At 69.2% G+C, this 12,008-nt stretch carries 15 protein-coding genes and 1 pseudogene; 2 read left to right on the top strand and 14 right to left on the bottom strand.

Translation table 11 applies throughout. The annotated features are described in order from the left end of the window. Positions 1-920 precede the first annotated feature (920 nt). The 11 genes and pseudogenes from Phou_RS43425 to Phou_RS43375 all read right to left on the bottom strand — a co-directional run. Positions 921-1,538, bottom strand: a pseudogene (locus Phou_RS43425) (hypothetical protein); the annotation flags it as partial. 261 nt (positions 1,539-1,799) lie between these two features. Further along, positions 1,800-2,198, bottom strand: coding sequence for a hypothetical protein (locus Phou_RS43420; protein WP_173069629.1), 399 nt, complete (start codon positions 2,196-2,198; stop codon positions 1,800-1,802). Continuing rightward, on the bottom strand, positions 2,195-2,809 hold the full coding sequence (locus tag Phou_RS50770) for a hypothetical protein (RefSeq protein WP_178135012.1): 615 nt from the start codon (positions 2,807-2,809) through the stop codon (positions 2,195-2,197). The genes Phou_RS43420 and Phou_RS50770 overlap by 4 nt, the downstream gene beginning before the upstream one ends. Continuing rightward, positions 2,806-3,219 carry a hypothetical protein gene (locus tag Phou_RS43410; protein WP_246274512.1) on the bottom strand — a complete coding sequence of 138 codons (414 nt, stop codon included), beginning with the start codon at positions 3,217-3,219 and terminating at the stop codon, positions 2,806-2,808. Before Phou_RS43410 ends, Phou_RS50770 begins: the two co-directional genes overlap by 4 nt. 66 nt (positions 3,220-3,285) lie before the next feature. After that, positions 3,286-4,026, bottom strand: a complete 741-nt coding sequence (locus Phou_RS43405; protein WP_173069625.1) for a hypothetical protein — start codon at positions 4,024-4,026, stop codon at positions 3,286-3,288. Then, positions 4,023-4,544 (bottom strand): hypothetical protein, encoded by a 522-nt coding sequence (locus tag Phou_RS43400; protein WP_173069623.1) that lies wholly within the window; start codon positions 4,542-4,544, stop codon positions 4,023-4,025. The genes Phou_RS43405 and Phou_RS43400 overlap by 4 nt, the downstream gene beginning before the upstream one ends. Positions 4,545-4,557: 13 nt before the next feature. Next, positions 4,558-5,100: a hypothetical protein gene (locus Phou_RS43395; RefSeq protein ID WP_173069621.1), complete on the bottom strand. Its 543-nt coding sequence runs from the start codon at positions 5,098-5,100 to the stop codon at positions 4,558-4,560. Then, positions 5,093-5,605, bottom strand: coding sequence for a hypothetical protein (locus Phou_RS43390; RefSeq protein ID WP_246274509.1), 513 nt, complete (start codon positions 5,603-5,605; stop codon positions 5,093-5,095). The genes Phou_RS43395 and Phou_RS43390 overlap by 8 nt, the downstream gene beginning before the upstream one ends. A gap of 81 nt (positions 5,606-5,686) precedes the next feature. After that, positions 5,687-6,310 (bottom strand): hypothetical protein, encoded by a 624-nt coding sequence (locus tag Phou_RS43385; protein ID WP_173069619.1) that lies wholly within the window; start codon positions 6,308-6,310, stop codon positions 5,687-5,689. A 1-nt stretch (position 6,311) separates the two neighbouring features. After that, positions 6,312-7,298, bottom strand: a complete 987-nt coding sequence (locus tag Phou_RS43380; RefSeq protein ID WP_173069617.1) for a DUF932 domain-containing protein — start codon at positions 7,296-7,298, stop codon at positions 6,312-6,314. Positions 7,299-7,470: 172 nt separating this feature from the next. Beyond that, on the bottom strand, positions 7,471-7,614 hold the full coding sequence (locus tag Phou_RS43375; RefSeq protein ID WP_246274507.1) for a hypothetical protein: 144 nt from the start codon (positions 7,612-7,614) through the stop codon (positions 7,471-7,473). A 275-nt stretch (positions 7,615-7,889) separates the two neighbouring features. Here Phou_RS43375 and Phou_RS43370 point away from each other — a divergent pair, with 275 nt between their 5' ends. After that, positions 7,890-8,234, top strand: a complete 345-nt coding sequence (locus tag Phou_RS43370) for a hypothetical protein (protein ID WP_173069615.1) — start codon at positions 7,890-7,892, stop codon at positions 8,232-8,234. Continuing rightward, entirely contained in the window at positions 8,231-9,928 is a 1,698-nt protein-coding gene (locus Phou_RS43365; RefSeq protein ID WP_173069613.1) for a phage exclusion protein Lit family protein, read from the top strand. Before Phou_RS43370 ends, Phou_RS43365 begins: the two co-directional genes overlap by 4 nt. A 44-nt stretch (positions 9,929-9,972) precedes the next feature. Here the strand turns inward: Phou_RS43365 and Phou_RS43360 are convergent, their stop codons facing one another. The 3 genes from Phou_RS43360 to Phou_RS43350 form a co-directional block, all read right to left on the bottom strand. Then, positions 9,973-10,191 carry a hypothetical protein gene (locus Phou_RS43360; protein WP_173069226.1) on the bottom strand — a complete coding sequence of 73 codons (219 nt, stop codon included), beginning with the start codon at positions 10,189-10,191 and terminating at the stop codon, positions 9,973-9,975. Further along, positions 10,188-10,379: a hypothetical protein gene (locus tag Phou_RS43355; protein ID WP_246274505.1), complete on the bottom strand. Its 192-nt coding sequence runs from the start codon at positions 10,377-10,379 to the stop codon at positions 10,188-10,190. Before Phou_RS43355 ends, Phou_RS43360 begins: the two co-directional genes overlap by 4 nt. A 432-nt stretch (positions 10,380-10,811) precedes the next feature. Next, positions 10,812-11,882, bottom strand: a complete 1,071-nt coding sequence (locus Phou_RS43350) for a hypothetical protein (RefSeq protein WP_173069611.1) — start codon at positions 11,880-11,882, stop codon at positions 10,812-10,814. Positions 11,883-12,008: the final 126 nt, after the last annotated feature.

Raw genomic sequence — 12,008 nt, 5'->3', positions numbered from 1 at the left:
CGGCGTGGGCGACCTGCCGGGCGGTGGTGGTTTGGTGAGCTATGCTGTCTGTACAACCTGAATCGCACCAAGGCATGTGCCGTCCTCAACGGATCACTTGCCGCACCACTCGGGTCCTGGGGCCAGCTAAATCGGCTCTCGAAAGGCTCGGGGGCTGTGCCCGGGACCTCACGGCAAGTGCCGTTGACGAGGAAATCCGAGTGCAGCCATCCCATGGACGGAAACGATCAGCACGTTGGTCGCCCGTACCGAATTGATGTACCGCCGCTCAGTGACAACATCACTGGTGGTGGGAGTGAGGAGCAACGCGACCGGCTTTCCCGTGTCGCCCGAGTCAGCAGGTCAGTTGGATGGTTTCTGGTGAAGGCAGCCCTGTGGGGCGCCATCAGCGGAGGAGTCGGCTGGCTTGTGCACCACGAACTGGATAGCAGTCACGTGTGGGAGAGACGGCACGACGTTTCGTCCTGCCAGCTCTGAGCACGAGCCCGTTGCGGACGCATCGGGCTTTTTTTTGCGTATCGGACCGAAAACCGCATAAGACGCTAGTCGGCGTTCCCGGTATCGCGTGATCTGCCTCAGCGACCTCCCGTATGAGCCCGACCGCATGTCGCCGGCAGCGATCCCGTCACCTCCAGCTTGATTTCAGCGATCCTCGCCAACCACGGCTGGCAAAGCTCGCCAACCTTCGCTGGCGGCCAGTGCCCGCGTCCCCGGATGTCGGCGCCCCACCCGTCACTTATCGCTGGTAGTCACAGAAAATCCGGCCCCGCCGCCAGCGCCTACGGTCGGGCGCCCGGTTGGCCGGGCATGCGGCGGGACCGTGCTGTAGCCGTGTGTGCGGTGGGTGTGGGATGGGCGGTGCCGGTTGGCGGGGCGGTAGCCTGTGGCGTGTTGTCTGGCGGTCCATCGGCGACGAGGCGGGCCTGTGTCAGGAGGCGTTGCGCGGTGCGTTCGCCGACACCGAGCCGCCGGGCGAGTTCGACGCCGAGGCCGCGCCGGTTCTGGCCGCTGGTGCCCACTTCGGTCAGGAGTGCGAGGGCGGCTTGGAGGCGGGGGTCGTCGGCGTAGGGGTGGGGTTTGCGGGCGCCGGTGGTGCCGGGGGTGCGGCCGGTGGACTGGCGGCCGGTGCGGGCGTCCGCGACCGCCCATACTGTGCGCCGAAACCATAGGCGGCGGACGCGCCCGTCGGCTAGCTGTTGGATGCGGTCGGGCTGGTTGTAGAGGGTGTCGGGCAGGTTGCGGTACGAGCGGTAGCCCAGGATCTTCGCCGCTGTCCCGGAGCCGACGAGGTCGTCGGGCCGCCCGCGTCGGTCGACCTTGGTCAGCTCGGCGCGTTTGGCCTTCAGGTGTGCGGTGTGGAAGCGGTCGATGTCGTTGAGCCAGAACCACTCCGCACCGTCGTAGGTGAACCCGTCGGGGAAGCCGAATCGGGTGCGGTGGCGGTGCCAGTTGTTGACCGTCGTGTACGCGACGCGCAGGTGCGCGGCCACGCCGGACCGGTCCAGGGCGGTCCGTCCGTCGATGGTGCGTCTGGCCACGCAGACATCCTCTCCGAAGGTCGGCGCCGCTGCGCGGCTGACGTGCCGCCCCGCCCCGTTGTCCGGCCCTCGGCCGCGTAGCGGCGTGCAGGAACTCGTCTCGCCGTAGGATCGGCCACACGCCCGGCTCCGGGACGTGCGGCTTCGTTGCGGTCCGCGGGTGACCCGGAAGGCGGGCGAGGTGGCAAGGGGGGCTTGCGCGCACCCTCGGGTGTGACCCGCCGGCCACCGCCCCGGCCCCTGCTCCACACAGCTCCGGTGTTACACGTGCGGGCGCAGCAACCGCCACGCCACGGCCGCCATCCGGTCGATGCGCAGCGCGACGAGCTTCGCCCGGGTGGCCGGTTTCAACGCGTCGTACACGGTCAGGATCGCGGCGGCGGTGGTGGCGTCCACCACCACACCGTCGATCTTGCGGAACGCACCCCGCTTCGCTTCGCGCAGCAACTCGATCACCCGAGGGTCACCGGCGGTCGCGTCGTCCGGCAGGGCCTCGATCCACGCCAGGTCCGGACAGTCGGGACACGTGACGAGGTGCGGGTCCTCAGTCACCCGGGTGACCGGCCCGTCGTCGGCCCCACACACCGGACCGGCATGGTGGACCGCCTTCACATGCGTGTACGCCGGACCCCGCTGGTCGGGTCGCTTCGGCGCGGTCATGGTGCACCTTCCGGTGGTGCGGGCCACACGCCGAGCGGGTGGCCGGGCTCGATGCGGCCTCGGCCGGGGGCGAGGGTGTCGAAAACGGCCGTGTAGGTGTCGTGCAGGTGGCCGCGGACCCGGACGAGGCGGTTGCCTCGGGTGAGCTTGGCTGGCATCGCCTCGACCACCCGGCGGATCAGCCCGTACAGGTCCCGCGCCTCGATCAGGTCCGCGCAGCCGGCGCAGGCCGACCATCGCTCGCCCCATGCCTGCGTGATGCCGTGTTCGGTTTCGGTGCGGCGGGTCCGCGCCGCGTGGTGCCGGGCCTGGTAGTCGGCGGCGTCGACCACTCGGGCGGTGACTCTACGGACGTCGGTGCGTTGGTCGGCGCACCGGTAGATCCACGCGGCGTCCGGTGCGGAGCAGAAGTCACACTCGATCAGCGGATCGCTGATCTCGGTGACCGGTGCCGGGTCAGGGCGGTGATCGACGGTTTCGCCGCGTACCTCGACCGCGTGCACGTAGGTGACGCCGCTCGGCCCGGTGCGGGTGTTGACCGCCCGGCGGCAGCGCCGGCAGTACATCACCTCGACCGACGGCGGCTCGGCGGGGTTTGGGGTGGTGGTCATGGCTGCCCCTGCGGCGGGGCGTCAGCGTGCGGGTGGTCGCCGTACTCGGGCAGGCGTGCGGGGTCGAGGGTGAGACCGATCCGGGTCCGGGCCGCCTCGTAGAGGGCCAGCAGGAGCCCGATGATGTCGGTACTGAGCGCCTCGTCGTAGTCGTGCGCGATGCGGCAGGCGTGCCGCAGTACGGCGCACGCGTCGATGAACGCGGTTTCCAGGGCGGCTCGGTCGTCGTCGCGCGTTGCCGGGGTGATCTCGTCGGTGGTGTAGGTGCGTTCGTCGCCGGTCGGGAACCGCAGGCGCAGCCGCCGGATGTAGGCGGAGTGCGGCGCGTAGGTGATGTCGGTGACGGTGCCAAGGCGGCACTCCACGGCGTCGCGGGGCTGGCGCAGCCGCGCGGTGTCATTCAGATCCATTGTGGACTCCACTCGGTCAGCGGGTTAGGGGGTGGGCCGGTTCTCGGTGCATCCGGCCAGATGTGTTCAGGTCAGGTCCTCGAAGGTGATCGCGGCCGTTTCGGTCGCGCCGTTGGTGGCGGTGTGCTCGTGGGTGTGGGCGTCGCAGAGCAGGACGACCTCGACCCAGGGCGCACGCAACGCGGAGTCGGCGTCGGCGGAGTCGGCATCGGGTAGCAGGCATATGCCGTGGCAGCCGCAGGCGGTGCCGTCGTGCCGGATGGTCAGCCGCGCCACCGGCGGCTGCGTGCACGGGCCGGCCTCCCGTTCGGGCACGAACTCCGGATTGAAGGTCGGGATCGTGACGCGGCAGGTACACGTTGTGCCTTCGGGCGGCGGCGGGGTATGCAGGACCCGGCTGCCTCGGCGGCGCCCGTACACCCGGACGTAGGCGACGCTGCCCGTGTCGACTCCCTGTTCCGGGTTGGGGTTGTAGCGGCGTTCGCCGAGCAGGTCCAGTGGTGGCACGGTCAGCGCCGTCCAGCCGGCGTGCAGCACCGGGTACCAGGCGCCGCCGATGCGGGCGAAGTCCCCGAGACGGAAGTGGTGGTGGCTCCACGGCTGGTAGTTGCCGGTGGAGGCGACGATGGCCCGGTGGTCCCGCCGGTGGTCGATCTCGTCGTCGAGCCGGCGGATCGCCGCGTCCAGGTAGCGGACCTGCGATGGATTGCCTGGGACCTCGGCGCGGCGGCGGCGCAGCCGTGCTCGTCTGACGGTCAACTCCCGGACCTGGCGGGTGAGCATGCGTGCGGGGTCGTCGGCGGTCATGAGTCATCCGCATCCGCGTCGGTCGCCGTGTCCGTCCCGGTGTCCGGTGTGGTGGTGGGCTGGAGTTGGTCGAGGCGGCGCACCAGGTCCTGGACCCGGTGTAGCTCGTTGCGGAACCGTCCGGCGATCGCTTGGTAGCCGGCCGGGGTGGGCTCGACGTTCACGTGCCCCGGGCTCGCCTGCTCGCCGGTCGCCGGGTGTTGCGCGCCGGCCTCGGCTTCGGTGATCGCGTCCTGCCAGCGCTGCCCGAGCAGGCCGAGGCAGTGGCGCAGGAACGCGGCCTCGTCGGTGGACAGCCACAGCGGCACACGGTCCGGTTTGGAGTTGTGTTCGGAGATGGTCAGCGTGTAGGTGCTGTTGATCAGCCAGCGGTGTTGCTCGGTGGCGTAGACGGTGAACCGGGTGCCGGTGCTGTTCACGCGGAACACGAACGCGAAGGCCGGGATCAGGTCGGCGTAGTAGGTGGCCGCGCAGACGGCGGTGATCGGCTCGTCGGGGTGCGGTGGGGAAGCAAGCATCAGCAGGTCTCCTTCATGAGGCGGTGGGCTCGGCCGCGGCGGTGTCCGCCTCGTCGTCCCACGGGCGCAGCAGGGCGTTGAGCGGCGTGGCGAGGGCCTCGGTGATCACCTGGACCGGTATGACGCTCTGGCCGGTGGCGTACTGCCGGTCGCACACGTGCAGCACGGCGGACAACGCCTCGGCCAGCGCGGCGGTCGGGGTGCCGGACGGGTAGTCGGCCGCGATGGCGGCGAGCATCGTCTCGGTGCGGGTGACGGGCACGATGCGGAACCGCACGTCGACCGGCAGCTTCACGACCACTTCCCGGCCGTCTTTGGTGGCGAGCACGACGGTGCCGGCCTGCGGGTTGCCGCCGAGCTGGATGACGTACACCCGGCTGAAGCGGGTCAACGCCGGGGTCACGGTGCGGTGCCGGTAGCCGTGCTCCCGCGCCGTTTTCAGCATGGCCGCGCGGCCTTCGGTACCGACGAGGACGAGGTCGGGGAGGCGGACGCCGGTCAGGTCGAGCCGGGGGTACGGGCGCGGCCCGCGCCAGCCTCGCGGAAGGCTACGCATCCCTGCCTTCCCTCCCGGCGCCGGTGGGCTTTGCGGTGGTCGGTTCCTCGCCGATGGGCTCGGTTTGGGTGGGCGGGGTGTGGAGGTGGGATGGGAGGGCGGCGAGGGTGCGGGTGAGCGTGCCGCCGATCCGTTCGTCCGTGATGGCCGCGCAGGCGATCAGCGCGGCTCCGGTTTCCAGGGCCTGCCCCGGGGTGTACCGCACCCGCACGGCGCGGGTGCCGTCGGTGGTGACGGCGCGGACCTCGATTCGGCCTCGTCGCCAGGTGGCGACGGGTAGCTCGTGGTCGGGCACGGCCCGCACCGCGCCGTGCGTGGCGTCACGTAGCGCGGTGCGGAGTTCCTCGCGTCGGCGGGCGGCCAGGGCAGTCCAGGTGGAGGCTTTCTTGGTGTGTTCGGTGTGTTCGTCGCCGGTGGCGCAGGCCGCGTAGGCGTTGTGGCGTTCGGCGTTGCCGGTGGCCTGTGCGAACTCGGCGGCGAGGTCGAACAGTCGATCGGGATTCATCCGGTGCTCCAAAGCGTGTCTCGAAAGGGGTTGCCGGGGAGCCGGGGGACGAAATCCCCGGCGCGGCCTACGAGGCGGCGGTCACGGCTGGGCGGCCGTCGGTTCAGCGGGATCGGTCGGTGCGGCCGGCGTGGTCGCGGCCGTGGTGAACGGCGGCGCCGGTCTCGCGGACGGCAGGCCGCGGTCGAGTTTCTGGCCGGTGCGGTCGAGGCTGACCGCCCCGTACGCGGTCAAGTGCGCGCCCACGGCGAGCGCTTGCACACCGGACAGCAGCACGACCAGGCGGCGGGCCGAGGTGTCGTGGGCGTGCAGCTCGACGTGGCCGTTGCCCAGCGGCCGGACCGGCATAAACGGCTCGATGCGGGCCGCGTCCGGCAACGCCGTCTGGATCGCGGCAACCAGCGCCGTCCATCGGTCGTTGACCAGGTCGTCCCATTGCCCGGCGTGGGCGGTCAAGGTGGCATGTTCGGCCTCGCTGGCCGCGTGGCCGGCCATCGCGCGGGCGACCTCGGCCCGTGCGTACAGGCCGCACACCTCGTTGGCCAGCGCGATCAACGCCTCGACGGTGATCGCTGGAGGGTGCGTCGCCGTCACGGTCGGCGCGACGGCGGGCTCGGTCGGTACTGGTGCGGTCCCGGCGGCGGGGTGCTCCCCGGCGCCGGGGCCGGGCGCCGTGCTGGCGCGCCGGCTCTCGTGTCTGGCCATCTCAGACTGCCAGCAGCTCGAACGCGCGGGCCTTGATGTCGGCGCCGGCACCAGTCAGCGCCCGGGTGGCGCGGACGGTGTCGGTCTTGGCCGGGGCGAAGTGGTCGAGGTACTCGGTGATGGCCTGGTAGCCGGCCCACCGGGTGCCCTTGATCGCCTTCTGGGTGTCCGCGTCCCGGATCAGGTACCGCAGCGTGGCGGTGCGCTGCTTGGCGTTGTTCTTCGCCGCGTCGGAGGCGTCGTCCGCGAGGGGCCACAGGTCGGCGACGATCTTCTCGAACTCGCCCATGGTCAACGCCTCGTTGATCATCTTCTCGGCTTCGGTCTCGAACGACTCGAACGCCTGCCACATCAGCCCGAGCGCCTGCCGCGCCTCGGCGATCTTCGAGCTGACGTTCGAGGTGTGCCGGAAGGTGTACGAGCCGCGCGACCGCTCGTAGGCCAGGCGCTGCGTGTTCCGGCAGACGATCCGCACCGGGGTCGCGTCCAGGCGCAGCGAGGCGGTCCCGTCATGGCTCGTGGTCGCGGCCAGATACAGGTCCATGTCGTCGATGCCAGCAATCTGCATCGCGGTGGGCAGCTTCATGGTGACGAACACCGAGCGGCCTTTGCGCATCGATCCCGCGGTCTCGAAGTGGGCGCCGGACTCGTCGACGAGGAGGTTGAGGGTTTCGGCGACCTGCTCGTTCTGGACCACGCTGTAGTCCTCGCCGACCACGCCGAGGTACTCGGTGGCGCCGGTGACCGGGTTGGTGCGGACGGTCATGTACTTGTCGGGGCAGTCGACCTTCGTCACACCCTTGTCGGTGATCTCGATGCCCTGAATGGCGATCTTGCGGACCTCCCAGCCGCCGAGCCACGCCGTTTCCATGACCTCCTGCGCGGTCATGCACGAGTCGGTGACGGTGCCGAGCTGATGCCACGCGGACAGGCGGGCGGAGGCGAAGGCGGTTTGGCCGTTGGCGAAGGTTTCCAGTTCGTGTGCCACGGTGCCGTTCCTTTCGTCGCGGTAATCGGGGTGGGCGGCGGGCCGGGTTGCTTGCGACCCCCGGCCGCGCCGTCACCAACAATGTCGCCTGCCTCTACGGACGCATCCAGTCGATCCGGGCCGATCTATCGAGGTTTCTGCGGCGAATCTGCCGCCCGCCGCCGGGCGTGCCCTACCGGGTGCCGGACGCGGGCTGTAGGCGCACGTCCGGGCCATACATGTACGCGCGCACCGTTTTGAACGGGGCCGATAGGTACACCGCGAACCCGCGCTCGGGGATGAACATGGTCCGGTAGGTGCAGGTGATCCCCAACATCCGCGGGCACTCTCTCCCGGACAACCTGTGCTTGAGGTTCTCGTCGCCGAGCAAGCATTCGTCGACGCAGCCAGACGAGATCTTGGGCTCAGGTCTTGCCGTTTGAAGTGCCTGTTTGCGGTGCACTGTGGGTCGCCGTCGCTCGAAGTGGATTAGTCATACCCCATTCTGGACAAGCGCCCTTGCTGGCTAGTTGGAGGCTCACCCGGAATGGCTCAGTGGCGGCTCGGCCTGCGCCGGACGGGCAATCGACAGCAGGCTCTACACTCGCACGCATGGCGGACGAGCTGGAGCGGCTAATCGATCTTGACGACAACGAACTGTACGGAATGCTGGGTAAGGCTTTGGGGCCCAAAGATTTTGGCCCCGGAGACGTCCAGGCTTACGCCCGGCTCGGTAGAGCCTGGTTCCAGCAGCATGCCAAGGATCTACAGCAGATGATCTGTCAAAGCGGCGGCGCACGGGTCCTGCTCGATGGCGGCGAGCGTTACGACAGGCTGGTGGAGGCAGCCAGCGTCGCCGACGCGGTAGCGACGATACTCGACCGCGACACCGTCTACATCTTCTCCGTTCTGGTGGCCAAGATGGGCCTGGCGGCGTTCTGCCAAGTGGGCGCATGACCGAAGCCGATATCTCCGCAGCGCGGGCCTTCGCGGATCAACTCTCGCTGCTCAACCTGCCCGACTTGACCGACGAGGCGAGGGCGGCGGTCCATGCCGCCTTGCAGGAGCGGCTAAAAGACCGCGTCGCACGGGGCTTCATCGCGGATCAACAGCAAGCCGCAGAGCTGCTGACCCTCGAATTCGAAGCGATGCCACAGGAGCTTGCTTCCCTGCTGTATCGGACGGTTGTCGAAGATCATCGGCAGTCGCACCCCGAGACGCGAGAGAAGCTTGCCCGCACCCACCTTGCGGTCCTGCCACCACGGTCATGGAGTGCGATGACCGTCCCCATGGCGAGCGCCAACCTCATCGCCATCGACATGGCGGTGGCAGACGCCCTTTACCTGCTCGCCAAACTCATGGTCGTGAACCTCCTGGTGGGCGAACCCGAGCAGGAGGAGCCGCCTCACGAAATTGTTCCGGTGCCCACCCTAATCCGGCTTGCCAAGGTATACTTCGGAGCGGCGCGGATGGGCGGGAGGTTCCTACTGGCGGCTTCGGTAAATAGTTCGCCGTCGCAGGCGCACCTTGCCGCGCGTATCACGCACTATGCCGAACGATTGTTGGTTCACCACGAGTTCGCGCACATAGACCTTGATCACCTGTCTCCGCCAGGCTCCGTCGCCGAGGCAGCTCATACAGACACTCTTAGCATGAGTGAGCGGCAGGAGGTGGAAGCGGACACCGCCGCAGCTTCCACCATGTTCGCGCCGTATTACGGGCGCACACTCGACGCCACCGATCAATTCGAGCTGCTTGCGATGGCCTGTGGAGTCCGGTTACTGTTCGAAACCCTCGACCTGGTGGAAAGATCCTTTTACGTCGTACGCCCCTCGTCGCATCCGCCATCGCAGGCCCGCTACCTTGTGCTGCGCGACGTGCTGATAGCGAAAGTTGTGCCGCCGCAGCTGCTGGAAGCCGCCGACGGAGTGACCAGTTCCCTGGTGGAGATCGCGGACGCCTGTCGTTCTACTGAACCGCAACCACGCTATGTAGGATCGATGCGCGAGGAACTGGCCAAGTACCGCAGCTTCGCAACTCTGGACGACCCTAAGCGGGATGGCCCTAGGTGGGCGGCCGTCGACCACGCCGAGGAGTTGCTCAGACGCCTCGATCTGCACACCGAATACCATCTCACCAACCTGGCCAGGGTCTGTGGCGCTTCCATCTTCGCCGAACAGCATTTGATAGTCCAAATGACCGTCTCGCGACATGAGGAGCTTCGGCTTCGGGAATTGCTAGAAGATCCAAAATTCGCTGCGAGGCTTCGCCGCTTCGGGAACCATCCCGACACCAACCCTGGCTTCTGGCGCGACGCCGTGGCCGCCAATTACGACGCGATTCAGGGCGCCCTGATGGTCGATGAGACCCTCGGCCCCGTCGTCCACCGTTTGCGGGCTGCCGCGGCCAAAAACCGACGCGTCACTTTTGAGCTACTGGTGGCATGGGTTAGGGATTGTGTCCCCGAGGATGCCCTGCTGTCAGGCATTGTGCTTTCGCAACGGATACTTCTTGATCCGCGCGAAAACTTCGGGTTGCGGTGGGCCGCTGTCCTGTCCGGACAACCGTTCCTGCTGGACGAACGGTTCGGGCTGCCTCGAAGACGGCGTATTCGCGATGTGCTGGCGTCGTGGCGCGTCAGGCGTTCCTGAACGGCGGCGATCGGACCGAGGCGATACGGACAGCCTCGGTATACTCAATAGCCCATCGGTCCACCGCACAGTGAGCACCGTCGATCAAGTGCGAGTTGGGTGGAAACGGTGGTGTTGACCGTGGTGAAGTCCACATGCGACCCGCCGCCGGTTGGGTCGCGGTGCAGGTTGACCGGCGGGATGGGCAGGCCGCGCCGCGCGTCGCGGGGACGCGCGGCCAGCATCGGCGGAAGCTCGTGCGGGTATGGGGCGGGGCCGGTCACGGTTCACCGCCAGCGCAGCTGGACCGGGCGTCGGTGATCCGGATATGCGGTTGCTCGGTGCGCAACACGGCGCGCGCCCGTTCCCATTGCGCCGAGGTCACCCGCAGCGTGACCGGTTCGAGGTTCGCCCCGGTCATCGTGACGGCCATGACGCCGGCCGTGTCCGGCGAGTCGAATACGGCCACCATGTCACCTCCGGCCACGAGGTACACCTCGCCGTTGTCGGGCGGCGGTCCACCGACTGGGCGTCGCACGGTGCGACGGGCCACGGCACGGGCGACGCGCGACCGGTGGCGGGCCGACCGGGACGCGCGGGCGGGGCGTAGCGCGGTCAGCACGCACCCGCGCCGCGCGGACCGGTAGCCGCCCGGCCCGACGACGGAGCACAGCGGTTCATCGTCCACATGGGACCATGCCGGGCGCGGCCCGTTCGCCGGTGTCCATTGGTGCGGCGGGTAGGGGCGGGCCGGTTCGTGGCACACCGGGCACACGCACCGCGCCAGCACCGTCCGCCGGAAAGCAACGATCTTCACGACTGGTCTCCGTTCATCGAGTCCGCAAGCAAGGGCAGGCACCGGATCGGTCCGACCCGCGCGGGCCGGACCGATCCCGGGGTGGCGTTACGCGGCGCGCGCCTCGCCGGCGGCGGCCACGTCGGTGGCGTCGTCGTCGGTGGCCTCGTCGTCGGTGGTCGCGGGGCGGTGGCTGGTCATGTGCGCCAGCACCTCGGCCGACGGTGGCGGGGTGTTGTCGGCGAGGGTGAACTTGCGCGGTGCCTCGCTGGTCAGCACGAGCACCCCGCGTCCGGTCAGCTTGTCCATCGCGTTGCCGCACGCGCCCGAGCTACGCCCGCCCAACTCACGCCCGACCGTGACCGGGGTCAGTTCGTGCCCGGGGCCGAGGTCGCGGATGAACGCCTCGACCAGGCGCTCCAGTTCACCCTTGGCCAGCTTCATCGACCCGTCGGTGTTGATCTCACCGGTGGCGCGGCCCGTCCCGCCGGACCGGCGGCCGGTGGCCGATGGGCGGCGGATGCGGCGGGTGTGCCCGCACGTCGGGCACGTGGTGTGCGTCGGGGCGTTCGCGGGATTCACTGTGGCGAGGTCACCGTCGCCACGCACCCACAACTCGATACCGTCGTCACCGACCGGCAGCCGCTTTGCCGCACCGGCAACCTCCATCGCAGCGAGGATCGTGTCGCCGGTCGCCGGGGCCAGACCGCTCTCGGCAATGGCGACATTCGCGTCCACCCCGTCCGGGTGGTCACCCAGCACACCGGCCATGATCAGGACCTTCAGGTCCGGCTGACGCGGCCCGGTCGGCACCGGCGCCCCGCCCGGGGTGGCGGTGGCGTCGTCCGCCACGGGCGCCTCGTCCGGGGTGGCGGTGGCGTCGTCCGCCACGGGCGCCTCGTCCGGGGTAGCGGTGGCGTCGTCCGCCACGGGCGCCTCGTCCGGCGTGGCGGTGGCGTCACCGGTCGCGGGGCGCCAGATGTCGGCGCCCTTGCGGTTGCCGGTGGCGGGGCCGGGGGTGCGGGTGGCGGTGCCAGCGGTTTGCATCGCGGCGAGGGCTTTGGCGGCGGTGGACTGGCCGACCCCGGCCTGGGTGGCGAGGTCGCGGACGGTGATGCCGTCGGGGTGGTTGGCGAGGGTCCGCGCGACGGTTTCGGCGGTGGTGGTGTTTTCGGACATGGCGATTAAACCTCCGTACACATAGGGGTCGGCAATGGCGATTTCGCGTGCGCGTGGTGCGCTATTTGTTTGCGGTTTTCGCCGGGCGGTTTTGGTTGCCCACGTCCATGGACGCTCGATGCCGGG

It is taken from the genome of Phytohabitans houttuyneae (assembly GCF_011764425.1).
GTDB lineage: Bacteria > Actinomycetota > Actinomycetes > Mycobacteriales > Micromonosporaceae > Phytohabitans > Phytohabitans houttuyneae.
Note: the sequence above shows the minus strand (reverse complement) of the source record. Positions and strands in the feature narration are given on the sequence as shown.